The 26,086-nt window shown below is 68.8% G+C and carries 28 protein-coding genes and 3 pseudogenes; 22 read left to right on the top strand and 9 right to left on the bottom strand.

Annotated elements, in window-relative coordinates; translation table 11 throughout:
- Window positions 1-414 precede the first annotated feature (414 nt).
- Both AB0J87_RS51650 and AB0J87_RS51645 read left to right on the top strand, forming a co-directional pair.
- Entirely contained in the window at window positions 415-831 is a 417-nt protein-coding gene (locus tag AB0J87_RS51650) for a hypothetical protein (RefSeq protein ID WP_363980362.1), read from the top strand.
- A 6-nt stretch (window positions 832-837) separates the two neighbouring features.
- Entirely contained in the window at window positions 838-1,389 is a 552-nt protein-coding gene (locus AB0J87_RS51645) for a tyrosine-type recombinase/integrase (protein WP_363980360.1), read from the top strand.
- On the opposite strand, the gene AB0J87_RS51640 is transcribed toward AB0J87_RS51645, so the two are convergent.
- Window positions 1,305-1,943: a hypothetical protein gene (locus AB0J87_RS51640; protein ID WP_363980357.1), complete on the bottom strand. Its 639-nt coding sequence runs from the start codon at window positions 1,941-1,943 to the stop codon at window positions 1,305-1,307. The two genes, AB0J87_RS51645 and AB0J87_RS51640, sit on opposite strands and share 85 nt — an antisense overlap.
- A gap of 135 nt (window positions 1,944-2,078) precedes the next feature.
- Window positions 2,079-3,044 carry a 2-dehydropantoate 2-reductase N-terminal domain-containing protein gene (locus AB0J87_RS51635; RefSeq protein ID WP_363980354.1) on the bottom strand — a complete coding sequence of 322 codons (966 nt, stop codon included), beginning with the start codon at window positions 3,042-3,044 and terminating at the stop codon, window positions 2,079-2,081.
- 90 nt (window positions 3,045-3,134) lie between these two features.
- Here AB0J87_RS51635 and AB0J87_RS51630 point away from each other — a divergent pair, with 90 nt between their 5' ends.
- Window positions 3,135-3,704 (top strand): TetR/AcrR family transcriptional regulator, encoded by a 570-nt coding sequence (locus AB0J87_RS51630; RefSeq protein ID WP_363980351.1) that lies wholly within the window; start codon window positions 3,135-3,137, stop codon window positions 3,702-3,704.
- A gap of 411 nt (window positions 3,705-4,115) precedes the next feature.
- Here the strand turns inward: AB0J87_RS51630 and AB0J87_RS51625 are convergent, their stop codons facing one another.
- Entirely contained in the window at window positions 4,116-4,436 is a 321-nt protein-coding gene (locus AB0J87_RS51625) for a hypothetical protein (RefSeq protein WP_363980348.1), read from the bottom strand.
- A 133-nt stretch (window positions 4,437-4,569) separates the two neighbouring features.
- Between AB0J87_RS51625 and AB0J87_RS51620 the strand changes: the two genes are divergently transcribed.
- Window positions 4,570-5,484, top strand: coding sequence for a 2-dehydropantoate 2-reductase N-terminal domain-containing protein (locus AB0J87_RS51620; RefSeq protein ID WP_363980345.1), 915 nt, complete (start codon window positions 4,570-4,572; stop codon window positions 5,482-5,484).
- Window positions 5,481-5,837 (top strand): metalloregulator ArsR/SmtB family transcription factor, encoded by a 357-nt coding sequence (locus AB0J87_RS51615; RefSeq protein ID WP_363980343.1) that lies wholly within the window; start codon window positions 5,481-5,483, stop codon window positions 5,835-5,837. The genes AB0J87_RS51620 and AB0J87_RS51615 overlap by 4 nt, the downstream gene beginning before the upstream one ends.
- Window positions 5,838-6,166: 329 nt before the next feature.
- Here the strand turns inward: AB0J87_RS51615 and AB0J87_RS51610 are convergent.
- From AB0J87_RS51610 to AB0J87_RS51590, 5 genes and pseudogenes are all read right to left on the bottom strand, one after another.
- Window positions 6,167-6,265, bottom strand: a pseudogene (locus AB0J87_RS51610) (Tn3 family transposase); the annotation flags it as partial.
- A gap of 30 nt (window positions 6,266-6,295) precedes the next feature.
- Window positions 6,296-6,598 (bottom strand): annotated as a pseudogene (locus AB0J87_RS51605) (SLC13 family permease); the annotation flags it as partial.
- Between the two features lie 2 nt (window positions 6,599-6,600).
- Window positions 6,601-6,921, bottom strand: coding sequence for a hypothetical protein (locus tag AB0J87_RS51600; RefSeq protein ID WP_363980340.1), 321 nt, complete (start codon window positions 6,919-6,921; stop codon window positions 6,601-6,603).
- Window positions 6,922-7,319: 398 nt separating this feature from the next.
- Window positions 7,320-7,793, bottom strand: a complete 474-nt coding sequence (locus tag AB0J87_RS51595) for a hypothetical protein (RefSeq protein WP_363980337.1) — start codon at window positions 7,791-7,793, stop codon at window positions 7,320-7,322.
- Between the two features lie 743 nt (window positions 7,794-8,536).
- Window positions 8,537-8,926, bottom strand: a complete 390-nt coding sequence (locus AB0J87_RS51590; protein WP_363980334.1) for a hypothetical protein — start codon at window positions 8,924-8,926, stop codon at window positions 8,537-8,539.
- 554 nt (window positions 8,927-9,480) lie between these two features.
- Between AB0J87_RS51590 and AB0J87_RS51585 the strand changes: the two genes are divergently transcribed.
- From AB0J87_RS51585 to AB0J87_RS51555, 7 genes and pseudogenes are all read left to right on the top strand, one after another.
- Window positions 9,481-11,685 (top strand): ATP-dependent RecD-like DNA helicase, encoded by a 2,205-nt coding sequence (locus AB0J87_RS51585; RefSeq protein ID WP_363980331.1) that lies wholly within the window; start codon window positions 9,481-9,483, stop codon window positions 11,683-11,685.
- Between the two features lie 122 nt (window positions 11,686-11,807).
- Window positions 11,808-13,016, top strand: a complete 1,209-nt coding sequence (locus AB0J87_RS51580; RefSeq protein ID WP_363980328.1) for an Ig-like domain-containing protein — start codon at window positions 11,808-11,810, stop codon at window positions 13,014-13,016.
- 1 nt (window position 13,017) lies between these two features.
- Window positions 13,018-13,536, top strand: a complete 519-nt coding sequence (locus AB0J87_RS51575) for a GNAT family N-acetyltransferase (protein ID WP_363980325.1) — start codon at window positions 13,018-13,020, stop codon at window positions 13,534-13,536.
- A gap of 61 nt (window positions 13,537-13,597) precedes the next feature.
- Window positions 13,598-14,713 (top strand): AfsR/SARP family transcriptional regulator, encoded by a 1,116-nt coding sequence (locus AB0J87_RS51570; protein ID WP_363980588.1) that lies wholly within the window; start codon window positions 13,598-13,600, stop codon window positions 14,711-14,713.
- Window positions 14,643-15,617, top strand: a complete 975-nt coding sequence (locus AB0J87_RS51565) for a M20/M25/M40 family metallo-hydrolase (protein ID WP_363980585.1) — start codon at window positions 14,643-14,645, stop codon at window positions 15,615-15,617. Before AB0J87_RS51570 ends, AB0J87_RS51565 begins: the two co-directional genes overlap by 71 nt.
- A gap of 113 nt (window positions 15,618-15,730) precedes the next feature.
- A pseudogene (locus AB0J87_RS51560) lies at window positions 15,731-16,012 on the top strand (response regulator); the annotation flags it as partial.
- Between the two features lie 109 nt (window positions 16,013-16,121).
- Complete coding sequence (locus AB0J87_RS51555; protein WP_363980322.1) at window positions 16,122-16,403, top strand: response regulator transcription factor; 282 nt, start codon at window positions 16,122-16,124, stop codon at window positions 16,401-16,403.
- 55 nt (window positions 16,404-16,458) lie between these two features.
- Here AB0J87_RS51555 and AB0J87_RS51550 read toward each other — a convergent pair whose 3' ends face one another.
- Entirely contained in the window at window positions 16,459-17,436 is a 978-nt protein-coding gene (locus tag AB0J87_RS51550) for a radical SAM protein (protein WP_350736340.1), read from the bottom strand.
- A 106-nt stretch (window positions 17,437-17,542) separates the two neighbouring features.
- Between AB0J87_RS51550 and AB0J87_RS51545 the strand changes: the two genes are divergently transcribed.
- The 10 genes from AB0J87_RS51545 to AB0J87_RS51500 all read left to right on the top strand — a co-directional run bounded on the left by AB0J87_RS51545 (window position 17,543) and on the right by AB0J87_RS51500 (window position 25,958).
- On the top strand, window positions 17,543-17,866 hold the full coding sequence (locus AB0J87_RS51545) for a multidrug efflux SMR transporter (RefSeq protein WP_363980318.1): 324 nt from the start codon (window positions 17,543-17,545) through the stop codon (window positions 17,864-17,866).
- Window positions 17,863-18,462: a TetR family transcriptional regulator gene (locus AB0J87_RS51540; protein WP_363980315.1), complete on the top strand. Its 600-nt coding sequence runs from the start codon at window positions 17,863-17,865 to the stop codon at window positions 18,460-18,462. Before AB0J87_RS51545 ends, AB0J87_RS51540 begins: the two co-directional genes overlap by 4 nt.
- Window positions 18,463-18,482: 20 nt before the next feature.
- Window positions 18,483-19,037: a GNAT family N-acetyltransferase gene (locus tag AB0J87_RS51535; protein ID WP_363980312.1), complete on the top strand. Its 555-nt coding sequence runs from the start codon at window positions 18,483-18,485 to the stop codon at window positions 19,035-19,037.
- Window positions 19,034-19,327, top strand: coding sequence for a DUF952 domain-containing protein (locus AB0J87_RS51530; protein ID WP_363980309.1), 294 nt, complete (start codon window positions 19,034-19,036; stop codon window positions 19,325-19,327). The genes AB0J87_RS51535 and AB0J87_RS51530 overlap by 4 nt, the downstream gene beginning before the upstream one ends.
- Before the next feature lie 110 nt (window positions 19,328-19,437).
- Entirely contained in the window at window positions 19,438-19,812 is a 375-nt protein-coding gene (locus AB0J87_RS51525; protein ID WP_363980306.1) for a nuclear transport factor 2 family protein, read from the top strand.
- 663 nt (window positions 19,813-20,475) lie between these two features.
- Window positions 20,476-20,730, top strand: coding sequence for a hypothetical protein (locus AB0J87_RS51520; protein WP_350736356.1), 255 nt, complete (start codon window positions 20,476-20,478; stop codon window positions 20,728-20,730).
- Between the two features lie 521 nt (window positions 20,731-21,251).
- On the top strand, window positions 21,252-22,955 hold the full coding sequence (locus tag AB0J87_RS51515) for a hydrogenase maturation protein (RefSeq protein WP_363980303.1): 1,704 nt from the start codon (window positions 21,252-21,254) through the stop codon (window positions 22,953-22,955).
- On the top strand, window positions 22,903-24,501 hold the full coding sequence (locus AB0J87_RS51510; RefSeq protein ID WP_363980300.1) for a UDP-N-acetylglucosamine 1-carboxyvinyltransferase: 1,599 nt from the start codon (window positions 22,903-22,905) through the stop codon (window positions 24,499-24,501). Before AB0J87_RS51515 ends, AB0J87_RS51510 begins: the two co-directional genes overlap by 53 nt.
- 123 nt (window positions 24,502-24,624) lie before the next feature.
- Window positions 24,625-25,629, top strand: coding sequence for a tyrosine-type recombinase/integrase (locus tag AB0J87_RS51505; RefSeq protein ID WP_350736364.1), 1,005 nt, complete (start codon window positions 24,625-24,627; stop codon window positions 25,627-25,629).
- 77 nt (window positions 25,630-25,706) lie between these two features.
- Window positions 25,707-25,958 carry a helix-turn-helix transcriptional regulator gene (locus AB0J87_RS51500; protein ID WP_350736367.1) on the top strand — a complete coding sequence of 84 codons (252 nt, stop codon included), beginning with the start codon at window positions 25,707-25,709 and terminating at the stop codon, window positions 25,956-25,958.
- Window positions 25,959-26,086 lie beyond the last annotated feature (128 nt).

Raw genomic sequence — 26,086 nt, 5'->3', positions numbered from 1 at the left:
CTACTGGTCAACGCGGCTCAGTCCTTTGAGCCGGAGGGGTCGTCACGGTTCGGACCCGGCTGCGCGGCGGCGATGCGGGCGGGGAGCCCGCAGGATGTATGGGCTGGGGTTGTCATGACCGCAATCGTCGTTCAACTGCTGCTCGGGGGCGTCCTGCAAGCGAAGTCATCTGCCGCTACCGCCCCGGGACCAGCAACCGACCGGACTACGCCGCCGGGAGTAGTCGCCGCCACAGCACCGCCGGACGCGCTGGACGCGGCGCTTCGGTTGCCCCACCCCCACCCCCGATGCGGAGGGGAGGCCCACATAAGCCCAAAACCCACATTGGGATGCTCTTGGAACGGGTAGAGGGAGGTGTGCGCGATGGTTGAGGTCGAGAGTTGCCACGGACAATGCCCTATTACCTGGCGCATCGTGCAGCTGCCCGCCGGGAAGGCGCTCACCGTCCGCGGCGCCGCGGACGCCTTCCACGACGCGCTCGGCAACCCGAACACGGTGCGGAACTACGCGATCGGGGTCGGCAAGACCGCCGAACGGGTCGGCGAGGGCCGGCCGCTCGGGCAGGTCGCGGACGAGGAGATCGGCGAGGCCTTCGAAGCGCTGTGGGGCTCGACGGCGGTGAACACCTGGAACGCCCGCCGGGCGGCGGTGCTGTCCTGGCTCTCCTGGTGCGCCGAGCGCGGCTTCGACGGCCCGGAGGTGCCGGCCGGGGCCAAGCGCTTGACCCCGCCGGACTCCGAGACGCCGGCGCGCTCGAAGATGGCGATCGACCGACTGATCGCCCGCCGCGATGTGCACCTGCGGAAGAAGTGCTTCTACCGGATGCTGTAGGAGACCGTGGCGCGGGCGGAGGAGATCCTGCCGCTGAACATCGAAGACCTGGACTTCGCCGGCCGCCGCGCGCTGGTGAAGGCCAAAGGCGCGCGGTCCAAGGCCCGCCGCCGCGGCCAGGCCCGCGAGGATTTCGTGCTGGAGCCCGTGTACTGGGACGCCGGCACCGCCCGGCTGCTGCCGCGGCTGCTGAAGAACCGCACCCGCGGCCCGGTGTTCGTCACTCACCGCCGCCCCGGGCCGGGCAAGGTCGTCTCGTCGCGGGACGTGTGCCCGGATTCCGGGCTGGTCCGGCTGTCGTACGGCCAGGCCCGCGCCCTGCTGGACGAGCACACCGCGCTGCACGGGGCGGGCACAGGCTGGGATCTGCACGAGTTCCGGCGCTCCGGGCTGACCCACCTCGGGGAGCAGGGGGCGAGCCTGCTGATGTTGATGGCCAAGTCGCGGCACAAGAAGGCGGAGAACGTCCGCCGCTACTTCAAGCCGTCGCCGGACGCCATCGCCGAACTCACCAGCCTGTTCGCACCCGGCGACACACGCCGAGGCGGCGGCACGTGACCGAGTCGGCCGACCCGTCGATCCTGATCATCCCGACCGACCCGAAACCACCGAGCCCTGGAGCTGACATGGCTGACATGATCGCGCCCGACCCCGCCACGCGGGACATTCTCGCGATCTTCGAACGCGCGCGATCCCGGGTGTTCGAGCGCCTTGAGGACCTGACCGACGCCGGGCCGCGGCCCGGCCAGCAGCGTGTCGATCTGCCCGTCGACGATCTCCTGGATCCGCGGCCGCAGCGCCTCCAACCGGCGCACCGTGAACTCGCCGAGTACGGCCTTGCGCGCCGGCCCGTGCACGGGCGCGTCCATCGCGATCAGCATGCGCTCCTCGTCCGGCCGCCGGGACGCCGCCTCGCCCTTGACCAGCTGCGGGAAGTCCGAATGCTGCCGGTCTGCGCTGAACCGCCGGTCGTTCAACACGGTTCGCACGTCTTCGTGGCGGCTGACCACCCAGGCCCACCCGCCGTCGGGCAGACGAACCCGCGAGACCGGCTCTCCTTCGCGGATCTCTTCGTACGCCGGCCGCGGCGTGAACGGGCACGTACGGGCCATGGAGGCGCTAGAGGCTGGACAGCGAAAAGCCGTGTGTGAACGGCAGTTGCTCGACCGGTGCGACCGGGTCTGGCTCTGGGATGCGGCGGACCAAGGAGCCGCAACGAACCACCGGGACCGACGACATCGGTAAATTCAGACTCGACCCGTCCCCTCGCGGGCGAAGTTCGGTTCCGCCGCTTCCAGTCGCGGTACCGAGATGCCCAACCGTCGTGCTTCGGCCAGGGTGTCCCGGCAGACCTCGCGCGGCTCCTCGGCGTCGGGGTCGGAGTGCGCCGTGAGGCTCACGCGCGCGGGCGCGACATGAGCAGTCAGCCAGGCGAGCACGGGTGCCGTCAGCCAGGTGGGCGCCCGGAACAGCAGCACACCGCCCCGGTGCCGTCGCAGGTCGAGGCCGCGCGCCTGGAGGAGCGGCAGCAGTTCGCGGCCGGCCAGCAGCGCCTCGCGCAGGTCGCCCGTGGCCCCGGCCAGTTTGGACAGGGAACCCAGCCGCAGGCCCTGCGAGAACATGCCGGCATCCGACGCGAAATGGACCCACAGCCAGCCGCGGAAGTCAGACCGCTCCTTGATCCGGAGCCCGGCCTCGCGAAACGCCTGGCGTACGGCCCGTTCCCGGTCGGTCGGGGGCTGGCCGAGTGTGCCGAAGATGACCGACGGCAGCAGTGCCCCGTGGAGCACGCCGTCCGCGCCGAAACCGCCACCGGCCTGGGGAAAGCCCCAGGCGATCTGGTCGAGCGGGAGTGCGCCGATCGCGGCTGGCGGCTCGGTCCAGATGTTGCCGAAGATCAGCACTGTGGCCTGGCCGACACGCGGGGCCAGGAAGGCCGTCGCGCCCGCGAGGCGGTGGTGCGGCACGCTGAGCACGATCAGGTCGAAGCCGTGGTCCGGCTCCAGCGCCTCGCGGTAGCGCACCGGCCACTTCTCGGCGACGCGCTGCCCCCACACTCGGCGCCGCGTATCGAACAGGTCGAGGTCCACCGTGTCCCCGTACGTCGCCGCGCGACCCGGTCGGACGTAGAACTCGACGTCATGTCCCGCCTGTTGCAGGGCCCAGCCGTAGACAGTGGCGATCACGCCTCGGCCGAACATCAGGATCTTCACGCTGCACCTCGTGGGGTACGATCGATTTGGAGGCCATCTCCACTTTCCAAAATATGGAGGTCATCTCCACTTGTCAACGCGAGGTAGCGCATGACCGCCGACAAGCCGCTGCGGGCCGACGCCCGGCGCAAGCGCGAGGCCCTGCTCGCCACCGCCCGGGAGGTGTTCGACGCCGGAGACTTCTTCGACCTGCGCTTCGACGACTTCGCCCGCCTGGCCGGGGTGGGCACCGGCACGCTGTACCGCCACTTCCCCACCCGGGAGGCACTGGCCGAGGCGGTCTACCACGGGGAAGTCGCCGCGCTGTGCGACCGCGCCCGCCAGCTACAGGCCACGCTGCCCGCAGCGGAGGCTTTGGCGACCTTCCTACGCGGCATGGTCGACCACATAGATGCCCACGAGGGTCTGGCCCGGACGCTGGCCACGCTCATGGCCGATCGCTCGGGTGTCCTCGCCGAGGGCAGCCGGGCGCTGGAGCAGGCTGTCACCGACCTGGTGGCCGCCGCCGTGCGGGACGGCACGGTTCGCGACGACGTGGATGCCGGGGCCGTGATGATGGCGCTGCACGGCATCGGTGCGGCCCATGACCGCCCCGACTGGCGGGCCGAAGCCGACGGCGTCATCACCCTCGTGCTGGACGGGCTGCGCCGCCCGCTATAACAAGGTGCGACACGAGGTCGCATGCTGCGAGCGAAGGATCCGGTTAGTGGTACGGCGGCGAAGATGCGGTCCGGGGTGGTCACCCAGCTTATGCCGGCTACACCTGTGAAGTTTCAGGATGCGTGCGAGAGCGATGAGGGCGCGGCTCTGCCAGTTCTGACGCTCTTGTCGAAATCCGCCTACGTCGCCGAAGGTGAGACTGGTCTAACCCTGTGTAGCAAGCTGTGGTGCGACAGCTTCGTGTCTGCGACACCCTGCCTGTTGACATAACCACTGCGTATCTGGCGGGTGTGCGCGGGCCGGATCACCTTGTACTTGGCGTACTGCACGGGGCACGGCGTGGACTGGTCGAGCCTGCCGCAGTGGATGGCGATGATGCGGTAGCTGGTGGACGAGCCGATGCGGCCGCGCTCACGCAGGCCGGGAGCGACGGCGCGCTACCGCAGCGAAGACACCGCGAACAAAATCATGGGGACGGTCGGCGAGTTCCTGCTTGAGAGCGACGATGTAGCTGTTCTTGACACCGTATCCCGCTGCCGCAGGGACGAAGCCCTTCGCCGGCACCAGCGGTCGCTTGCCGTCCGGCGGCGCCGCGACCGGCTGTGGCGTGCTCTGCCGTACGGCCTGCGCCGACGGGTGGCGGTTACGGGCGCCGTCGCCGGCCGGATGGTCAGCGGTGAACGCGTTGGCGGGGAGCGAGACGAGGGCTAACGCCGCGACCGGCAAGGGCACCGCGAGTCTGACAGGTAACACCGAGCCTCCCGAACATGAACATTGCCAGGGCGCTGGTGGTCGCGGCGGAAGCTGGGGACTTCTGCGATGATAATGTTCTACATATCCAAATATTTAGATCTATGGAGCGGCAATGTCAAAGGTGCTGATTGTCGGGGCCGGGGCACTGGGGCAGGTCTTCGGGTTGTGGCTGGCCGCTGCCGGGGCCCGGGTCAGCTATCTGGTGAGGCCGGGCCGGGAGAGCTGGGAAGGGGCTTCGCTGTACAGGCTCAGGCGGGGGCGAGCGCCGGTGAGCGAGCGGATTGTGCCGTACGAGGTGATCAGTGAACCGCACCGCGAACAGTGGGACATGGTGTGGCTCTGCGTGGATTCGCCCGCGTTGCGGGGCGAGTGGACGCGCGCGCTGCATGCGGCGGCCGGAGCGGCGACAGTGGTCACCATCGGCCAGGACCCGGGCGATCTCAGCACCCTCGCCCGGGTCTGGCCACAGGAGCAGATCGTCCAGGTGGCCCCGACGCTGCTCGCCTACCAGGCGCCGCTGGAGCGAGAGGTCCCCGCGCCGGGGGTGGCGTACTGGGTGCCACCCGGTTCGGCGGTGGGCGTCACCGGAGCGCGCGCCCCGCAGGTCGTCGCCGCACTTCAGGCCGGTGGCGTGCGGGCCAAGCGGGTGACGCGGGCCGGTGCGGGGGAGCTCGCCGCCGCCCGCATGATCCCCTACATCGCCGAGTTGGAGGCCTCCGGCTGGAGGCTGCCCGCGTCGAGCACACGGTTGCGGGGCGCTACCGCGTCCGTCCGGGAGGCCGTCGCCGTGGTCTCCGCTCAGCACGGGCTGCGCGCTCCCGTCTCCGTCCCGTCCTGGGCCGTGGGCTTGGCGTTGCGCGTGCTGCCATGGCTGCTCCCCTTCGACCTGCGCAGCTACCTGGAGACGCATTTCACGAAGGTGAGCGCGCAGACGCGGCTGATGCTGGACGGCTGGATCGCCGAAGGCGCCGCCAGGACGCTGCCGGTCGGCCATCTGTCCGCTCTGCGTAACTCCTTGCCCGCATGAGCGGCTCAATCGAGGCCCAGGACGTCCTCGCGCTGTTCGCGCGGACCCGGCCGCTGTTCACCGCCCTGGGGGATGAGCGCAGGCAGGAGATCGTCGTCTTCCTCCTGGAGTCCGCGGCCCCACGCAGCGTCGGTGACATCGCCGCGCACCTGGAGCTGTCCCAGCCCGCCACCTCCCACCATCTCAAGATCTTGCGCGATGCGGATCTGCTGACGGTACGGCGCAACGGCGCCCTGCGCCTGTACGACCTCAACGCCAAGGCCTACCCGGACCTCCTGACCCCGATGCGCGACCTCATCACGTTGATCATCTCTTGTGCTTCCGGCCCGGAGGAACAGCCGAGCAGCCAGTAGCGACATGCGCTGATCATCATGTTGACCGGCTGGGTACGGATGGTCGCCGTGCGGGCGACCCGCGCCCGAGTTGCGGGCCAGGTCCCGTCACCGGCACCTGGCCGGCCTCGGCCGCTACGTCCCCCTTGGACAAGGGGACCTCCGCCCGCATCACCGCCGACCACGACCCCGCGCCACGATGACGGCGACGCAGCGGCCGACCAGGCCCCAGCGCCGACATCGACTCCGACCGGCAGCGTTGCAGCATGCCTTCAACGCCGGTCAACATGCCTTACGTGCCTGACAAGATCATCTAGCTTCGACCTGCGAGAACGGGCCAACAACCCAAGATAACGATTGTAGAGCTGCCCGCGGCGGCCGTGGAAGATCTTCCGGGCCAGGTCGTGGCGGCCCTCCTGAAGGTTGGCCTGGGTCTTGATCTGCCGCCGGTTGGAGACCAGCGCCTCGGCGGTGATCACCACCAGCAACACCATCAGCCGGTACGGCCGGCCGCGCGCCCGCTTGGCCGCCCAGATCGCCAGGTACTCGAACACGCCTGTCTGCTTGAGCACGCTGACGATCACCATCATGCCCAGCAGCAGGAAGATGACGTTCCAGTCGACGCCGGTCTGCTCGGAGAAGAGCGCCGCACCCGCGTCACTGGCGTGGATGGGCAGCATCAGACCGGCGCCGCCGAGCGGGGCGGCGACCCGGTGGATGCGTTCCGTGGCGATCAGCGCGTAGGCGCCGAGGAAGACCGCGACCGACAGCCAGGCCAGCACGCTCACGGGGCCAGCAGCCCGTCCAACAGCGCCTGGAGGGTGACCGCGCCCAGCAGACGGCTCCCGCTGACGATCGCGACCAGCGGGCTGTGGGTGCGCGCCATCAGCGCGGCCAGTTCCAGCGCGGTTGCATCCGGGTCGATGACCGGGAGCTCCCGCGGCCGGGCAGGCAGGGCTTCGCGCACAGCCCGGTCTCTCAGCGAGGTGAGGAAGGCATCAGCGTGCCGTTCGTCGACCACGTGCGCGAGCGCCGGATCGTCCCCGCAACAGCCGGGGACAGCCAGGCGCAGCACCTGGGTGCCGGGCAGGCAGGCCCGACCCATCAACGACGATCACGCCGGGCAGGTCCTGCTCGGCCAGCAGCCGAGGGGCTTCGATCACTGCAGTGTCCAAGGTGACCGCGGGGAAGTCGGTGAGCAGGTCGCGAGCGCGCACGGCGGGCGCCTTTCCGGGATGGACGGCAGAAATTGCTGACCGGACTTCCCGGCGCACCTGTAGGCAACCTATCGACGAGCGTCAAGGTCGGCGACAGCGGCGTGCTTGTGTTCAAGCCTCGGCCTGCCCGAAACGCAGCGGCAGGTCAATGGCCCGTTGCGACGATGGCCTCTCGCCGGGATCGACTTTGCGCAGCGGGTTTTGGGAGGCCGCTTATCCCTCGAAGGGGACGGGGGATAAGCGGCCGCCAACGAGCGGTGAGGCACTTTGTGGCGTGTTCAGTGCCTCAGCGTGACCGCTCGGGCTGAATAAGGAGCTTTCCGTCCTTGGCGGTCAGCGACGCGCCCGCGCAGAGAGGATCACTTAATGGCAATGCCCTCACGTCCCAGCCAATAGTTGGTTCCGGGAACCAGACCCATCTCTCCCCTCGGATGACCTGTGGGTCCGCCAGATCCTCCGGAGCTGGAGGGTTCTGCTCGGTCCCCCGGAGCCATTGGCGGAATCTGCCGCAGTATCCCGGTCCGATGTAGATGCCGTCAGTGTGCCGGTAGCCCGAAAAGAGCCCGGCTGGAATCAGCTCATCATATTTACCGCTTCGGTAAGCCAGATTAGTATTGAAATTTCTGACCTGGATGGCGCCGACCCAGACCGTGCCGGTATTATGGACCTCGTTGTCCGTTGGCGAGGCTGCCGATGCGGGGGGCGTCAGACCAGCCAGGAGTGCGGCCGCCAGGGCAGCCGTGGGCACCCATTTCTTCATTTTCCCTCTTTCGCCTTGTGATTTCCTGCTGGATCTTTCTGGTGGAATACACGATCCAGGTGAAGTTCCGGCACCTGCGATCCGTGAGGCGCCAGGCTTTCCTCCGCTCCAGTGAGGGCTTGCTCTCGCCGGCGGACAACTCACGAACTCGTTGGCGGTGCGATGTCTCCACGCTTGCTCGCTTGCTTCCTCCTTGAGCGTGCAGGCCGCGTTCGGGTTGGTCCTTAAGGCTGAGTGCACGGTCGTTTAGTCTGCGCGCACTGTCGTGTCCTGCCGGCGAAACCGGTGAGGCGAGACGCCGGAGGCGCTGAAAGCGCGCGAGAGTGCTGAATCCCCATCAGGGTGTGATCTCGGCGATGGCGAGCAGCCGGCGAGACTGAACTCCTCCAGCCAGATGCTCGCCGACGTCGGCGTGAACGCCGGGCTTGATCAGGGCATCACCCGGGCGGCGCGCTGCGAGCGGGCCCCTTCCGAGGACGGCCGCACTCGTTCGGCATGAAGGGAACCTCTGCCGCATCCACGACGCTCAAGCCCGGCGTCTACAAGCTCGACGGACGGAACCCACCACGGCCTGCAGCCTGGTTCGCGCCCCGGGCCATCCCGGAGCCTGCCGCTCCGGCGAGGAGCAGGGGCAGCGGCCCCGCATCGGCCGTCAGTGGGCGCAGTGCTGCCAGCACCTCGCTCAGGGCTCGGCCGACGGGCCGCCGTCCGGGCCCTGAGCTGCGCAGCGCGCCGTGAGGCCGTCAGGCCGTCCTGGTGGCGGGCACAGTGCCGGGCTCGCCGTCAGACCACTCAACTATGCTGTAGGCGAAGTGGCGGCCGTAGTGGCCGGGCTCTCCCACGCACTGCCACCACGACCCGAGATACTTCCTCTCCTTTGGCTGCGTGGTGTCCCATGCCAGTCTCAGCGCGTTGCAGTTCTCGTCGTTGCTTTCTGCAAGAATCGACTGCGTCGCGAACAGGCCTATAGCGCCCAGAGCAGCGTAGGCGACTGCGATGGCCACCGTCTCATCCACCTCATAATTCTGGGTTTGTTCGGAGGCGGTCTTCTTGACGTGGTTATTCTCGTCTTCAGTCAGGTAGCGCATGGGCGGGGGAAGCGGGACCGGCGTGGGGATCGGGTTCTCGGCCATGTGATCACCATGGCATAGGGGCGTTGCCCCGTCACCATGGCCGCTTCGCGGGCGGCGCCCTTTCCCCGGTCTCCTGCGTCGCACCTCGCTGGGCTGCCGCAAGCGGGGTTCAGAAACGCGGCTCGATGCACCTCTGGGAGGACAGGGCCGCGAACCTCGCGCTTTCGGCTGCCCCGTTCAGCGCCGTGCCTTACACGTCCCATCGCTCTGACCTGCAAAAAAGGGGCTAAGAACCCAAAATGACAATCGAAATCAGTTCAGGCCAGCTTGCTGGCGTGCGCGAGCCCTGCGGCGTTGCTCGCGGATGATGGCCGCCGGCTCCTCGATGGAGCGGCCCCCCGGGGACGTAGGCGGCGCGGACGGCCTCTTCGGGGGACAGGGCGTCTCGGCGAGCTCGCGGATGATGGCCGCCAGCTCCTCGACGTAGGCGGCGCGGGCGGCACAAGCGGGAAAGTTCTCGAAAGCGCGACCGCCCTGGCATCGCGTGGGGACTCCGTGGCCGCCGGGTAGTTGCTCTAATCTGGGCCCAGAACGGCAGGGGAGTGAGAGTTTACGTGGCGCATGGTCCAGACGGTTCAGTCGTTGTCGCCTTAGACGCCGTCCTCGAACGCATCACCTACGCCAACGAGGAGACCGGCTACACCATCGCCCGCGTCGCCACCGAACGCTCCGGCTCCGATCTGCTCACCGTCGTCGGCCCGCTGCTCGGCGCCCAGGTCGGCGAGTCCCTGCGGCTGCTCGGTCGCTGGAGTTCCCACCCCCGCTACGGCCGCCAGTTCGAGGTGCGCTCCTACACCACCGTCCTGCCCGCCACCGTCCAGGGCATCCGCCGCTACCTCGGCTCCGGCCTGATCAAGGGCATCGGCCCCAAGATGGCCGAGCGCATCGTCGACCACTTCGGCACCGACACCCTCGAGGTCATCGAACAGCAGCCGCAGCGCCTGGTCGAAGTCCCGGGCCTGGGGCCCAAGCGGACCAAGATGATCGCCGCCGCCTGGGAGGAACAGAAGATCATCAAAGAGGTGATGATCTTCCTGCAGGGCGTCGGCGTGTCCACCTCGATCGCGGTGCGCATCTTCAAGCAGTACGGCGAATCGTCCATCTCCGTCGTCAAGACCCGCCCGTACCAGCTGGCCGACGACGTGTGGGGGATCGGCTTCAAGACCGCCGACACCATCGCCCAGGCCGTCGGCATCCCCCACGACAGCCCCGAACGCGTCAAAGCCGGCCTGCGCTACACCCTGTCCCAGGCCGCCGACGACGGCCACTGCTACCTGCCCGCCCCCAACCTCGCCGCCGACGCCGTCAAGATCCTCGAAGTGCCCGCCGACCTCGTCACCACCTGCCTCGAAGACCTCATCGAAGCCGAAGGCGCCGTACGCGAGCCCATCCCGGCCGGCGACAACGTCGTACCGGCCGTCTACCTGCCGCCCTTCCACCGCGCCGAGAACTCCCTGGCCTCCGGCCTGCTCTCCCTCCTGCGCTCCGGCCACGACCGGCTCAAGGCCTTCGCCGACGTCGACTGGGAACGCGCCGAGACCTGGCTGCACGGCCAGACCGGCGCCGACCTGGCCGCCGAGCAGCGCCAGGCCGTCCGCCTGGCCCTGACGGAGAAGGTCGCCGTCCTGACCGGCGGGCCCGGCTGCGGCAAGAGCTTCACCGTACGCTCCATCGTCCTGCTGGCCCGCGCCAAACGCGCCAAGGTCATCCTGGCCGCCCCCACCGGCCGCGCCGCCAAACGGCTGGCCGAGCTGACCGGCCACGAGGCCACCACCGTCCACCGGCTGCTGCAGCTGCGCCCCGGCGGCGATGCCACCTTCGACCGCGACAACCCCCTGGACGCCGACCTCGTCGTCGTCGACGAAGCCTCCATGCTCGACCTGCTGCTGGCCAACAAACTCGTCAAGGCCGTCGCGCCGGGCGCGCACCTGCTGTTCGTCGGCGACGTCGACCAGCTGCCCTCGGTCGGGGCCGGCGAGGTCCTCAAAGACCTGCTCGCCGCCGACGACATCCCCCGCGTACGGCTGACGCAGATCTTCCGCCAGGCCCAGGAGTCCGGCGTCGTCGTCAACGCCCACCGCGTCAACACCGGCAACCACCCCATCCTCCAGGGCATGAACGACTTCTTCCTGTTCCCCTGCGAGGAGGCCGAGGACATCGCCGCCCTGACCGTCGACGTCGTCGCCCGCCGCATCCCGCGCCGCTTCGGCCTCGACCCGCGCCGCGACATCCAGGTCCTGGCCCCCATGCACCGCGGCGCCGCCGGCGCCGGCGCCCTCAACACCGCCCTGCAGGAAGCCCTCACCCCCGCCCGCGAAGGCATGCCCGAACGCCGCTACGGCGGCCGCGTCTTCCGCGTCGGCGACAAAATCACCCAGCTACGCAACAACTATGACAAAGGCGCCGCCGGGGTGTTCAACGGCACCGTCGGCATCGTCACCGACATCCGGCCCGACGAGCACAAGCTCACCGTCGTCACCGACGAGGACGAGGCCGTCGACTACGCCTTCGACGAACTCGACGAGCTCGCCCACGCCTACGCCGTCTCCATCCACCGCTCCCAGGGCAGCGAATACCCGGCCGTCGTCGTCCCGCTGGCCACCAGCGCCTGGATGATGCTGCAGCGCAACCTCCTCTACACCGCCATCACCAGGGCCAAGAAACTCGTCGTCATCGTCGGCTCCCGCCGCGCCCTGGCCCAGGCCGTCCGCACCAAGGGCGCCGGACGACGGCACACCGGCCTGACCCACCGCCTTTGACGGGTCCCTTTCCCAGGCACAAGTGATTGAAATGTGACCGAACTCTCCCAAATGATTCCTCGTCTTACATGCGTCAGCATTAAGGTTTTTGAGGTGCGTTTGGTGCCGTGGGGGAAAGGACAGTGTTGAACGTTACGCCCGCTTGGAGGAAGCCCGCCACCGCAGTCGCGCTGCTCACCGCAGCCACACTGACGGCCTCGTGTTCATCGGGCACCACCCCCGGTGGCGGCAGCGGGGGAGCGGGCGCGCCCGAAGCCACCACGTCCGCCACCCCCCAGGCCCCCACCGTCAAGATCAGCCCCGCCGAGGGCAGCGGCAAGGTCAGCCCCGAAAAGAAGGTCGTCGTCACCTCCGACGGCGGCGTCCTCGACAACGTCACCGTCGAGGCCTCGGGCGAACAGGTCGAGGGCAAGTACAACGCCGACAAGACCAAGTGGGTCTCCAAGACCGCGCTCAAGCCCTCCACCGACTACACCGTCAACGCCACCGCCGGCGCCACCACGGCCACCAGCACGTTCACCACCGCCAAACCCGAACGCGCGCTGCAGATCGCCGACGTGACCCCCCACGCCAAGGGCGAGACCATCGGCGTCGGCGCCCCCATCATCGTCACCTTCAACCAGCCCGTCACCAGCAAGGCCACCATCGAACGCGCCCTGGAAGTCGAGGCCGAAAAGCCCGTCACCGGCGCCTGGCGCTGGATCAACGACACCGTCGCCATCTACCGCACCGCGAAATACTGGCCCGCCCACCAGAAGGTCACCCTCAACGCCCGCATCACCGGCATCAAGGGCGGCGACGGCCTGTACGGGGTCAAGGACTACTCCGCCACCCTCAAGATCGGCGCCCGGCAGATCAGCAAGGTCGACACCAAAAAGCACATGATGTACGTCTACAAAGACGGCAAACGCGTCCAAACCATGCGTATCAGCGCCGGCATGGCCACCACCCGCGAATACACCACCACCTCCGGCGTCCACCTCACCATGGAACGCGGCAACCCCGTCCGCATGATCTCCCCAGGCCGCAAAAAGGGCGACCCCGGCTACTACGACGTCATGATCGACCACGCCGTCCGCATCTCCAACTCCGGCGAATACGTCCACGCCAAGGACAACGTCTGGGCCCAAGGCGTCCGCAACGTCAGCCACGGCTGCCTCAACGCCCGCCCCGACCAGGCCCGATGGTTCTACGACAACTTCCAGCGCGGCGACGTCGTCGACATCACCGGCACCACCCGCGAACTCGAATGGAACAACGGCTGGGGCTTCTGGCAACTGCCGTTCAAGGAGTGGAAGAAGGGCAGCGCCCTGAAGAGCAGCAAGGCCTGACATGACCCACCCCAGCACCCTCCCGCGCATCCGCGACGGCCGCGACGGCGACGTCCCCGTCGTCTTGAGCATGTTCGACAGCGCCGTCGCCTGGCTCACCGCCCAAGGACGCACCGGCCAATGGGGCAGCAGCCCCTTCACCGGCAACCCACGCCGCACCCGCCAGGTCACCGGCTGGCTCGAACTCGGCGGCATGCGCATCGCCGAAGTCGACCACCACCCCGCCGGCTGCATCGTCGTCGGCGGCGCCCACGACTACGTCGCCCCCGCCACCGAACCCGAGCTCTACGTCCAGGCCCTCGTCACCGACCGCCGTTACCACGGCCACGGCGTCGGCCGCGCCCTGCTCGACCGAGCCGCCACCGAAGCCGCCGAACGCGGCGTCGGCCTGCTGCGCGTCGACTGCTACGCCGGCGACGACGGCCGCCTGGTCGCCTACTACGAAAGCTGCGGCTTCACCTGCACCGCCCCCTTCACCGTCGGGGAATGGCCCGGCATGCTCCTGCAGCGCCGCATCTGACCCCTCGCCCGGTCGCGGCGGGCCGGCCTGCGGGGGCACGCGGTTTGGAGCCGATCTTGATCTGTGTCATGGTGAAGCCATACGCCCGATATCGGAATTCCTGCCGGACAGCGCCTCATCCTGGGCCCACTGGAGATCAGCCTGTCCCGCCGAGAGGTCCCGCTTCCCGGCCAGCACGTTCGCTGGCTCCTGGCCGTGCTGCTGCTGTCACGGGGGGGAGCCGGTCGCCGAAGGCCAGCTCCTGAGCCACGTCTGGGGCACCTCCGAGGTCAGCCTCCGGGCTCTGCGCACCAGCGTGTCGCGGCTGCGATCGTGCTTGCGCGACCACACGGGGATGACCGAGGCGGTCAAGTACACCAGGTCCGGCGGCTACGTCCTCGACCTGGACGCGCGCCATGCGGACGCGGCCCGCTTCCTCGGCCGCTACCGTGCCGCCGCTCGCGAGCCGGACCCCGCGCTCGGGCAGTGGCGCGGGCTCGTACTGGAAGGAGCCCCGGAGGAGGTCCGCACGCACACGGGGATCCGCCGGCTGCAGACCGCCCCGGCCGGCTGCGCGGCCAGGGCCGCCGACCTGGCGCTGCACACCAGCCGGCCGGAGGCGGCCCTGCCGCACGTGCGGGAGGTCGCCGCGGACATGCCGTACGAGGAGCCGCTCCAGACCCGGCTGATCAGGCTGCTCGGCGCCACCGGCCGCAGAGCCGAGGCGTTGCGCTGCTTCGAGGAGCTCCGGCGCAGGCTGGCCGACGAACTCGGCGTCGACCCCTCCGACGAGCTCCGCGCCACGCACGCGGAGCTGCTGCGCGAGCATCGGCCCGCCCCCGAGCCCGCGGCACAGACCCCGCCCGAGCGGGCCCGGCCGGTGGCAGCCGAGCTGCCGATGGACGTGGCGACGTTCACGGGGCGCAGGCCAGAGGTCGAGCACCTGTGCGGGTTGCTGGGAGCGGCACGCCAGGAGGGCCCGGTCGACCCGATGACCGAAAGCAGCCTCGGCGCGAATTCACCCTCGGCACCCGCTGCCCCGACGACCCGGGGGAGAGGCCCACACCGTGACCATCGCAAACGGCGCCCGCACCCTCCACGAACACCTCCTACGGCTCCGGCACGACCTGCACACAGAGCCAGAGATCGGACTGACGCGCACCCGCACCCAGCACAAACTCCTCCAAGCCCTCCATGACCTGCCGCTGGAGATCAGCACCGGCAACAAAGCCACCTCGATCACCGCCGTGCTACGCGGCGCCCGGCCCGGCCCGACCGTACTGCTGCGCGCCGACATGGACGCACTCGCGCTCCACGAACACGGCGACACCGGCCGGACCTCACGCTTCCCCGGCCGGATGCACGCCTGCGGCCACGACATGCACGCCACGATGCTGGCCGGAGCCGCACGACTGCTCAGCGACCGCCGCCACACCCTCCACGGCAACGTCATCTTCATGTTCCAGCCGGGGGAGCAGAGCCACGTGGGCGCCAGAATCATGATCGAGGAGGGCGTGCTCGACGCCGCCGGCACCCGCCCGGCCGCCGCCTACAGCCTGCACGTGGTCTCCGCGCTGAGCACCATACGCCTGCCGCACCAGGACCCGGTCACCGTCTCGGCCGCCGACTTCCACGCGGGCACCACCCACAACGTGATAGCGGACCAGGCCCGCTTCTCCGTCACCATCCGGTCGCCGGCACCGCGCCTGCAGCGCCAGACCCAGGACCGCGCCGTACGGCTGCTGCGCGACATCGCCGCCGCCCACGACCTGACCGTGGACATCGACACCGCCTCCGCCTACCCACCCACCGTCAACGCCGAACACGAGACCGCGTTCGTCCACACGGTGGCCCGCGACTTCTACAGCCAGGAGCGCACCGCGCTCGCCGCCCAACCCTCCATGGCCGCCGAGGACTTCTCCTTCGTGCTCGAAGAGATCCCTGGCGCGATCGCGGTGCTCGGCGCCTGCCCCGCCGACCGCGACCCCGGCCGAGCCCCCGCCAACCACCCCCCGTACGCCGCCTTCGACGACGCCGTGCTGACGGACGGCGCCGCCATGTACGCCGAACTGGCCGCCCGCCGGACGGCGCTACCCACCTGAAAACCCACACCGCCCGGCACCGCCCGATGAGAACGCCGTGAAAACGAGGTGTGATCGACCGCTGACATATTCGCCCCGACGGGCACTCCAACCCTCCGACGGGCGGACCGACGATGAGGCCAGGCAGAGTCCTACTCGTGAACGACAACCTGCTGGCGCGCAGCGGGCTGCGATCGATCCTCTCCCAGCAGTCCGACCTCCAGGTCGTGGGCGAGGCCGACAACCTCACCCAGGCCGGCCGAATCTTCGTCCAGGCCAGACCCGACCTGTTCGTCGTGGACTCCCCGTCGGTCACCACCCAGACCCTGGACACGGTCCGGTTCATGACCGACCGGCCCTCGCGCGTGCCGGTCCTCATCGTCACCGCCGACCCCGCCGGCCTCCAACTGGACCTGCTCCGGCTCGGCTGCTACACCCTGCCCCAACGGCAGCTCACCGCCACCGAACTGATCGCCGCCGTGCGCCGGATCATCGCGGGTTACGCCATCGTGGACCGCCCGCAACGTGGGATACCTGGCGAGCGCGTTCACACCCCGCCACGACGACGACGTCGAAGCGCACACGGCCCAGACCCTCACCAGACGCGAGCAGGAAATCACCGGCCTCATCGCCCAAGGACTGTCGAACACCGACATCGCCGATGTCCTGGGCATCGCCCACTCGACCGTCAAGGGCCACGTGAAAGAGATCTTCCGCAAGCTCGGCCTGCGCAACAGAGTCCAGGCCGCCCTCTACCACCACACACACATCAGCGGCGATCCGACCGACGGGCCCACCCGGACGTAACCACCCGCGCCCGCAGCCGCGCACCAACCGGACGCCCGCCTCCCGGACGCCCGCCTCACACCAGCGCCAGCTGCGCCGCCCGCGGCCGCCGCGGCCCCGCCTCCGGCGCCCCGCACCCCATCCCGTACATCTGGCACAACTGCGCGATCTGCCCCGTGATCCGCCGCTCATAATCCGGCGACGGCATCCCCGCCCGGTCGTACAGCTCCTCATAACGCTCCACCAACTGCGGATGCGCCCCCGCCAGCCACTCCCCATACCACGAGCGCGTCCCCGGCGGCAGCCGCAACACCACCGGCTCCACCGCCCGCGCCCCCGCCGCCGCGATCCGCCGCACCGTGGCCCCCAGCTGATCGGCCGCGTCACTGAGCAACGGCAGCACCGGCGCCATCAGCACCCGGCACTCCACCCCCGCCTCCACCAGCGCCGACACCAGCTCCAGCCGCGCCTGCGCCGTCGGCGCACCCGGCTCCACCGCCCGCCGGATCCGCTCGTCCACGAACGCGATCGACACCGCCACCCGCGCCCCGGCCCGCGCCAGCAACCCCGCATCACGCAACACCAGCGCGCTCTTGGTGTAAACGGTGAACGGCACCGCCGCCTGCGACAGCGCCCCGATCACCCCCGGCATCAGCCGATACGTCTCCTCGGCCGCCTGATAACAGTCGCCGCTGACCCCCACCGCCAGCTCCTGACCGTCCCAGCGCACCAGCTCCGCCCGCAACCTGGCCACCGCGTTCGGCTTCACCACGATCCGCGTGTCGAAATCACGCCCCGCATCCAGCCCCAGCCGCCCATGACCCGCCCGGGCACCACAACCACGGCAGGCATGCGCGCACCCACGGTAAGGGGACAGGGCCCACTGCTGGGCGATGCCCGCGGTCTGCGGCACCCGCTCGATCATCGTGCGGGCCTGCAACTCGTAGAAACCGTCACGCACCACCGCACGCCGCTCGATCAGCGGACGCTCATCAGCGGCCTCGTCGACAAGCGCAAGCGCGTCCCAACCCACACCGACCAATGGAACACGCATTCGACAGCCTTTTCAAGCTGTTCCGCCAACCACACCGCCCCCGGACCGGATCCGGCACCCCAGCTAAACTGGCACGAACGTACCACTTTACGTCTGGGGGACCCCCATGCCCTGGCTCCTGCTCGCCCTCGCCATCACCACAGAAGTCCTCGCCACCACCGCACTCAAACTCAGCAACGGCCTCACCCACCCCGGCTGGACCATCACCGTCGCCGCCGGCTACATCACCTCCTTCACCCTCCTGGCCCAAGCACTCAAACTCCACCTCGACATGGGCACCGCCTACGCCATCTGGGCCGGCGCCGGCACCGCCGCCATCGCCCTCATCGGCGCCGCCTTCATGGGAGAGACCCTCACCCCAACCAAGATCGGCGGTATCCTCCTCATCATCGGCGGCGTCGTCATCCTCAACCTCGCAGGTGGCCATTGAACCCGGACCAGAACCCCACCCGAGCAGGGGAGCGGCCCCAACCACACCCGCCCACCCAAGCACGCGGACGCCGCCGCCGCGCCACCCTCCTGGCCTCCGCCGTCCACCTCCTCACCCAAGGCGGCTTCGCCGCCGTCACCCACCGAGCCGTCGCCCACCACGCCAACCTCCCCCTCGCCGCCACCACCTACTACTTCGCCTCCCGCGACCAACTCCTCGCCGAAGCCTTCGCCCAACTCGTCGAAACCGAACTCACCACCACCCGCACCTGGATCACCGACCACGGCCTCACCGCCCTCACCGACCAGATCGCCACCGCCGACCGCACCCGCCAACTCGGCCTCTGGGAGCTCTACGTCCACGCCGGCCGCGACCCCGTCCTCCAGCAGATCGCCCGCCGCTGGGCCGACGGCTGCATCCGCATCATCGCCGACACCCTCCACCTGTCCGAGACCGACACCCGCGTCCGCCTCCTCTACACCACCCTCAGCGCCCTCTGGCTCGAGCAAGTCGTCGAACAACGCCCCCTCGACGAAGCCCGCACCCTCCTCACCCTCGCCGTCACAACCGCCGAAAACGCATTGCCGCCCCCCTGACCCCTCCCTACACTTCCTCCGTGCTCAAACCCCACTACCCGATCACCACCGACCGCCTCCACCTACGCCCCTTCACCCCCGACGACCTCGACGCCGTCCACGCCTACGAATCCCGCCCCGACGTCGCCCGCTACCTCTACTGGGAACCCCGCGACCGCGACGCCACCCAAACCTTCCTCGACAAAAGAGCCACCCGCACCGCCCTCCACGACGAAGGCGACGCCATCGACCTGGCCATCACCCTGCGCAACACCGGCCAACTCATCGGCCAAACCCTGCTCATCTGGACCAGCAGACAACACCGCCAAGGCGAAATCGGCTACATCCTCCACCCCGACCACCACGGCCACGGCTACGCCCCGGAAGCCGCCCGCGAAATGCTCCGCCTCGGCTTCGACGACCTCGGCCTCCACCGCATCACCGGCCGCCTCGACGCCCGCAACACCGCCTCCGCCCGCGTCCTGGAAAAACTCCACATGCGCCGCGAAGCCACCCTCATCGACAACGAATACGTCAAAGGCGAATGGACCAGCGAAACCATCTACGCCATCCTCCACGCCGAATGGACGCCATGACCCCCATCCACCACCTCGCCCTGCAAACCGACTGGGAAGGTGCCCAGAAAGCGGGGGAGTACCGCATCTCCACCCTCGGCCACACCCTCGACGAGATCGGCTTCATCCACTGCAGCCGCGACCAGACCCAGCTACGCGGCGTCCACACCACCTTCTACGCCCACGTCACCGAACCCCTGCTCATCCTCGACATCGACCCCACAGGCCTCGACATCCGCCTCGAAAACGGCTTCCCCCACCTGTACGGGCCCCTGCCCATCACCGCCGTAACCGCCGTACACCCCTGGTGACACCACAGGAAAGCAGGACGGCCGCGGGGGAGCGGCCACTCACCCCAACCCGAGCCCCAACCCGCGCCAAACCGGCCTCACAGCCAACCCCCCGCCCGCACAATGGGCCCATGGACACCCGAACCGCCGCCCAACGCTTCGCCGACACCTGGCAACACGGCTGGACCCACCACGACACCGCCGCCATCATCGCCCTCTACCGCGACGACGCCGTCCACACCAGCATGCCCTTCCGCCCCCCACACCAGGGCAGACAAGCCATCGCCGACTACATCCAATGGTCATTCGCCGGCGAAACCGACCCCCACGTCACCTTCGCCGACCCCATCGTCGACGGCGACACGGCCGCCATCGAATTCCGGGTCCACGCCCACGACAACGGCCGCCCCATCACCCTCGCAGGCTGCGTCTTCGCCCACTTCGACCCCGACGGCCTCGCCACCGAGACCCGCGACTACTGGCACACCACCGACGGCCACTCATAACCCCGACAACACCACACCCGGCCCGCACGACCGGTCACCCCGCACCCCCGCACGGGGAAGAACACACCGAAACGATCAGCGCACCACCCGCAGCGGCGTCCGCACCGGCATCTGCACAGGAGCCACCGGCGCCGGAGCCGGCTCCGGACGCGCCATCTGCTGCGTCTGCTGCTGGGCCTGCTCCTCGGCACGCCGCTCCGCGCACCCACCCGCGCAATAACCGTTCGTCAGAATGAGACGACCCCGCAGCGCCGTGTACGCCTCCTTGCCCGTCGCAGGAACGACCCCCTGACACACCGGGCATAACACCGACTGGCTCCCCACGTGCTGCTCCTCTCGCGGCGCGAATAGCAGGACTTCCAGCTTAAAACCACACCTCGCGCCAAGGACAGCGAATCGACAGAACGTCAAACTCTCCGTAAGCATCCAGGGGAGCCCGCCACACCACCGCACCGAACCCCAAAACCCCCGCTCAACCCCCGAAACCGGCCCCCGCCACACCACCCGGGACACCGCCGCGCCGCCGGGAAAAAAATCCCATCAGACCCACCGGTCCCACCCGCCGAGGGGAGCGGCGGACCCCTTCCGAAAGCGACTACTTGACATAATGTTCATTATCAAGCAAACGGCATGAACCGTCCGAGCGCGGGCAGACGCCCTAACATGCCTGCCCTGGAGATCACAACCCCCGGTCTCGTCGCACTCACAGGCGTGATCACCGCCCTGGCCATCTGGCTGATCATCCTGGCCGCCCGGCTCACCAGGAACCCGCGCAACCGGCCAGGCGTCAGCATGGACATGGTTGATCAAGCTCGTGAGCTCAAGTCGCTCGGCCAGATCCAGGAAGCCGTGTTCTTCGTACGCGGTGAGACCGGCATGAGCCAGCGGGCCGCCGCCCGCTTCGTCAACCGCCTCTGACCCCCTCCCGGCCCTGAGCTCGACATTTACTCCCATACCGAACAGAAGCTGAATTCTGTTTGGTATGGGATATAAAGCAGCAAACGGCGCTTAAAGGGCGTAAGCGCCCGGACGGGCCATCCCCCCGCCGGTCCATGCCCGACCGCCGCCCACCGTCGGTCGCGGCCGAGGCCGTGCGCCCGCGAGTGCCGCTGCGGGTCGCGTGGGGTCGTGGCGCCTCATCCGAGGCCGCTCCCCCGGGGTTGGAGCTCCGGGATGGGGGTTTCGGTTCGGGTGTCACGCACGGTCGCGCTCCCACCACAGGTGGATGTTTCGGGCAAAGTAGGTCAATTGGGGCTGGTCAGGGCGGGTTTTTGTCCGGAACTGTCACCACCAGTCGACGATTCGTGTCAGCATCAAAGGTATGTATGGGCCAAATGGGGCTGTCTTAAATGCATGGGGCCGAAGGGAACGCCCCTCCCGCTGAGCAGTCCCCCGCCCCGAACCCGTGTCGTTCCCCTTGCCTGGAAAGAAGTCCCCCGTTGCGTATCTTGCTGCTGTGCTCCTCGTTCAACGGCCTGACCCAGCGTTGCTGGCTGGAGCTGCGCCGGGCCGGTCATGACGTCGGTGTCGAGCTGGCCGTGTCGGAGCAGGCGATGGTGGAGGCGGCCGAGCTGGCCAAGCCGGATCTGGTGATCTGCCCGTTCTTGAAGGAGCGGGTGCCTGAGCGGCTGTGGCAGGCGCATCGTACGGTGATCATTCACCCGGGTCCTCCTGGGGACCGGGGGCCGTCGTCGCTGGACTGGGCGATTTTGGAGGCCGAGTCCGAGTGGGGGGTGACGGCGTTGCAGGCGGTGGAGGAGATGGACGCGGGTCCGATCTGGGGTTTCCGGACGTTCGCGATGCCGTCGGAGGCGCCGCGTAAGTCGGCGTTGTACAACGGGCCGGTGGCGGATGCGGCGGTGGAGTTGGTGGTGGAGGTGGTGGCCAAGGCGGCGGATCCGTCGTTCGTGCCGGCGCCGTTGGATTACCGGTCGCCGGAGGTGCGGGGGCGGTTGCGGCGGGCGATGCGGCACTCCGATCGGGAGTTCTCGTGGGAGGAGTCGACGGAGGAGATCGTTCGGCGGGTGCGGGCGGCTGATGGTGCGCCTGGTGGGCGGTCGGTGTTGTGTGAGGTGCCGGTGCGGGTGTTCGACGTGTATCGGGGTCCGGAGCTGGGTGGGCGGCCGGGTGAGGTGGTGGCGCGGCGTGAGGGCGCGGTGCTGGTGAACACCGGTGATGGTTCGGTGTGGGTGGGGCATGTGCGGTTGGAGCAGGAGGGGTCGATCAAGCTTCCGGCGGCGTTGGCGTTGGGTGATCGGGTGGCTTCGGCGCCGGAGCGTTCGGGGTACAGCGAGATCACGTATGACCGTAGTGATGGTGTGGGGGTGGTGAGTTTCGACTTCTACAACGGGGCGATGTCGTCGGATCAGTGCCGGAGGTTGGCGTCGGCGTTGCGGTATGCGGTGGCGCAGGACACGAAGGTGCTGGTGGTTCGGGGTGGGGAGACGTTCTCCAACGGTATTCATCTGAATGTGATCGAGGCGTCGCGTCAGCCGGAGCTGGAGGCGTGGATGAACATCAATGCGATCAACGGGGTGTGCCGGGAGATCGTGGGGTGTACGAGTCAGCTGGTGGTGACGTCGATCGGGGGGAATGCGGGTGCCGGTGGGGTGATGATGGGTCTGGGGGCGGACCGGGTGATCATCCGGGATTCGGTGGTGTTGAATCCGCATTATCGGACGATGGGGTTGTTCGGGAGTGAGTTCTGGACGTATGTGTTGCCGCGTCGGGTGGGGGCGGAGACGGCGCGGCGGTTGACGCGGCAGGCGTTGCCGGTGGGTGCTGCCGAGGCGGTGGAGTTGGGGTTGGCGGATCGGATGCTGGGGGGTTCGCGGTTGGACTTCGAGCGGCGGGTGCTGGAGTACGCGGAGCGGTTGGCGGTGGATCCGGGTTATGATCGGCTGCTTGCGGGTCGGCGGCAGGTTCGGGAAGTGGATGAGCGGCGTAGGCCGTTGGACGCGTACCGGGCTGAGGAGCTGGCGGAGATGAGCCGGGACATGTTCGACGATCGGCATGAGTTCCGGGCGGCGCGGCGGGGGTTCGTGCATAAGGTGCGGGCGCTGGCGACTCCGGAGCATTTGGTGCGTCTTGGTGGGTTGTCCGGCGCGTCGGCGTCTGCTGGGGCTGGGGCATCTCATATGTGAGATATGGTCTCGTGTTGTGTCAGATGATTACCTTGTACGGATCGGCCGGTTGATCCGGGATGCGCGCCAGCATCGTGGTTGGACCCAGCTGCAGCTGGCGGATGCTCTGGCGACGTCGCAGAGCGCGGTCAACCGGATCGAGCGCGGCAACCAGAACATCAGTCTTGAGATGATCGCCCGGATCGGTGAGGCGCTCGACAGTGAGATCGTCTCGCTGGGCTATGCGGGGCCGATGCATCTGCGGGTGGTGGGCGGTCGCCGGCTGTCGGGCAGCATCGACGTCAAGACGTCGAAGAACGCGTGCGTGGCGTTGTTGTGCGCGTCGTTGCTGAATTCGGGGCGGACGATCCTGCGCAAGGTGGCGCGGATCGAGGAGGTCTACCGGATCCTGGAGGTGCTGGCCTCGATCGGGGTGCGGGCCCGGTGGATCAACGAGGGCAGCGATCTGGAGATCGTTCCTCCGGCCCGGCTGGAGCTGGAGGCGATGGACACGGAGGCGGCGCGCCGTACCAGGAGCGTGATCATGTTCCTGGGGCCGCTGATGCACCGTACGGAGCAGTTCCAGATCCCCTATGCGGGGGGCTGTGATCTGGGGACGCGTACGGTGCAGCCGCACATGTCGGCGCTGAAGCATTTCGGGCTGGACATCACGGCGACGGGTGGCTTCTATCACGCGCGGGTGGATCGGGGGGCGGCGCCGTCGCGGCCGATCGTGTTGACCGAGCGGGGTGACACGGTGACGGAGAACGCGCTGCTGGCGGCGGCGCGGCACGACGGGGTGACGGTGATCCGTAACGCCTCCTCCAATTACATGGTGCAGGATCTGTGCTTCTTCCTGGAGCAGCTCGGGGTGCGTGTGGAGGGGGTGGGGACGACGACGTTGACGGTGCACGGCGTGTCGGAGATCGAGCGGGATGTCGACTACTCCCCCTCTGAGGATCCGGTGGAGGCGATGAGCCTGCTGGCGGCGGCGGTGGTGACGTCGTCGGAGCTGACGATCTGTCGGGTGCCGGTGGAGTTCCTGGAGATCGAGCTGGCGGTGCTCGAGGAGATGGGCCTCGATTGTGATCGGGGGCGGGAGTACGCGGCGGCCAACGGTCGTACGCGGCTGGTGGATCTGACGGTGCGGCCGTCGAAGCTGGTCTCCCCCATCGACAAGATCCATCCGATGCCGTTCCCTGGGCTGAACATCGACAATGTGCCGTTCTTCGCGGCGATCGCGGCTTCGGCGCAGGGGTCGACGTTGATCCATGACTGGGTCTACGACAATCGGGCGATCTATCTGACGGAGCTGACGCGGCTGGGGGCGTCGGTGAAGCTGCTGGATCCGCATCGGGTGCTGGTGGAGGGTCCGACGCGGTGGCGTAGCGCGGAGATGATGTGCCCGCCGGCGTTGCGGCCGGCGGTGGTGGTGCTGCTGGCGATGATGGCGGCGGAGGGCACGTCGGTGTTGCGGAACGTGTACGTGATCAACCGCGGGTATGAGGATCTGGCGGAGCGGCTGAACGCTCTGGGGGCGCGGATCGAGACCTTCCGCGACATCTAGGGCGTCGGTCCCGGGTGGGCTCCTCTGCCTGTGTCGAGGTGCCCGTCCGGGGGCGGTGTTTCTGTCGGTGCCTGCCGCTACCGTCGTGCTTGGTTCGTCGTGGCGCGAGGGAAGGGGTGGCCGGTGCGGCCTGCGGAGCTCGACCGGTTGACGGTGGCGGAGGCGGGTGACCGCTATGTGGAGCTGGTGCGGGCGCGGACGGTGACGGGGGCGTTGTCGTCGTCGACGGCCGAGGTGTATGCGCGGGATGTGGCGACGCTGGTGGAGCTGGCCGGCGCGGATGCGGTGCTGGACGATCTGACGGGCGCGGATGTGGATGCGCTGCTGCTGGCGTTCGCCCGGCGGCCGGATGGGCGGCTGCGTACTCCGAGCGGGGGGCAGTCGCCGTCGTCTCAGGCGCGGTTTAGGCGGTCGATCTCGGCGTTGTTCAAGCATGCGACGCTGGCGGGCTGGGTGCAGATCAATCCGATGACGGCTTCGACGGTGACGTCGAAGGAGCGTGGGGGGTTGCGGCCGCAGCGGCGGGCGTTGACGCGGGAGCAGGCGCAGGGGTTGATCGGGGCGGCGCGGACGTTGGGGGATGTTCCTCCGCCGGAGGGCAAGCGGCGTGATCAGCGTACGGAGTTGCGTGATGCGGTGATCGTGCTGTTGCTGGCGACGATGGGGCCGCGGGTGTCGGAGTTGGTGCGGGCGAATGTGGAGGATTTCTTCACCAACGACGGGGTGCGGTATTGGCGGATCTTCGGCAAGGGCGGGCGGACGCGGGATGTGCCGTTGCCGGATGATGTGGCGGCGGTGTTGCAGGAGTATCTGGCGCGGGGGCGGCCGGCGGCGGCGGAGAAGGCGTTGCTGTTGTCGTGGCGGGGGCGGCGGCTGGCGCGGGGTGATGTGCAGGCGGTGATCGATCGGGTGCAGCAGCGGGTGGATCCTGATCAGCGGCGTTCGGTGACGCCGCATGGGTTGCGGCATACGACGGCGACGCATTTGCTGGCCGATGCGGTGGATATGGATGCGGTGCGGCGGGTGCTGGGGCACAGCGATCTGGCGACGTTGGGGCGGTATCGGGATGAGCTGCCGGGTGAGCTGGAGGTGGCGATGCGTGCTCATCCGTTGTTGCGGGGCCGCTGAGGTCGGGGGGTGCTCCCCCGGTCCGCGGGGTGGATAACTATCCCGGTATTTGTATCCCTGGGTATAGAGTGGGTGTCATGGTACGACCTCCGTTGACCCTCGAGGAGCGGCTGCGTGGCGAGCAGCTGGGCTTGGTGCTGCGCCGGGCCCGTGGCGAGCGCAGCATCGTCGAGGTGGCCGCTGCGGCGGGGATGTCGGCCGAGACCCTTCGCAAGATCGAGACCGGCCGGATCGCCACGCCTGCGTTCTTCACGATCGCCGCCCTGGCCGATGTGCTCGGCATCTCGCTCGATCACCTGGCCACGCGCTCCGCTCCTGCCGCCACCTGACCTGCCGTCCGGCCGGGACGATGGTGGTGCTCTCCCCTGCCGTGCCCGCATGCCTATGGCGGTGCCGTCAGCGTGGAGGTCGTGCGGCGGCAGATTGACCCTGACGCAGGGTCAATCTCTCAGCATGG

This window comes from Nonomuraea sp. NPDC049625, from assembly GCF_040675285.1.
Taxonomy (GTDB): domain Bacteria; phylum Actinomycetota; class Actinomycetes; order Streptosporangiales; family Streptosporangiaceae; genus Nonomuraea; species Nonomuraea angiospora_A.
This window is presented reverse-complemented; position numbering and strand designations above follow the sequence as displayed.

What these genes read in the sequence shown, in the direction of transcription:
- AB0J87_RS51615 (WP_363980343.1), top strand. Translation starts at nt 5,481, where the DNA reads ATGAGCGGCTCAATCGAGGCCCAGGACGTCCTCGCGCTGTTCGCGCGG.
- AB0J87_RS51500 (WP_350736367.1), top strand. Translation starts at nt 25,707, where the DNA reads ATGGTACGACCTCCGTTGACCCTCGAGGAGCGGCTGCGTGGCGAGCAG.
- AB0J87_RS51575 (WP_363980325.1), top strand. Translation starts at nt 13,018, where the DNA reads ATGACCCACCCCAGCACCCTCCCGCGCATCCGCGACGGCCGCGACGGC.
- AB0J87_RS51530 (WP_363980309.1), top strand. Translation starts at nt 19,034, where the DNA reads ATGACCCCCATCCACCACCTCGCCCTGCAAACCGACTGGGAAGGTGCC.
- AB0J87_RS51600 (WP_363980340.1), bottom strand. Translation starts at nt 6,921, where the DNA reads ATGGGTCGGGCCTGCCTGCCCGGCACCCAGGTGCTGCGCCTGGCTGTC.
- AB0J87_RS51525 (WP_363980306.1), top strand. Translation starts at nt 19,438, where the DNA reads ATGGACACCCGAACCGCCGCCCAACGCTTCGCCGACACCTGGCAACAC.
- AB0J87_RS51545 (WP_363980318.1), top strand. Translation starts at nt 17,543, where the DNA reads ATGCCCTGGCTCCTGCTCGCCCTCGCCATCACCACAGAAGTCCTCGCC.
- AB0J87_RS51630 (WP_363980351.1), top strand. Translation starts at nt 3,135, where the DNA reads ATGACCGCCGACAAGCCGCTGCGGGCCGACGCCCGGCGCAAGCGCGAG.
- AB0J87_RS51550 (WP_350736340.1), bottom strand. Translation starts at nt 17,436, where the DNA reads ATGCGTGTTCCATTGGTCGGTGTGGGTTGGGACGCGCTTGCGCTTGTC.
- AB0J87_RS51640 (WP_363980357.1), bottom strand. Translation starts at nt 1,943, where the DNA reads ATGGCCCGTACGTGCCCGTTCACGCCGCGGCCGGCGTACGAAGAGATC.
- AB0J87_RS51595 (WP_363980337.1), bottom strand. Translation starts at nt 7,793, where the DNA reads ATGAAGAAATGGGTGCCCACGGCTGCCCTGGCGGCCGCACTCCTGGCT.
- AB0J87_RS51620 (WP_363980345.1), top strand. Translation starts at nt 4,570, where the DNA reads ATGTCAAAGGTGCTGATTGTCGGGGCCGGGGCACTGGGGCAGGTCTTC.
- AB0J87_RS51590 (WP_363980334.1), bottom strand. Translation starts at nt 8,926, where the DNA reads ATGGCCGAGAACCCGATCCCCACGCCGGTCCCGCTTCCCCCGCCCATG.
- AB0J87_RS51520 (WP_350736356.1), top strand. Translation starts at nt 20,476, where the DNA reads ATGCCTGCCCTGGAGATCACAACCCCCGGTCTCGTCGCACTCACAGGC.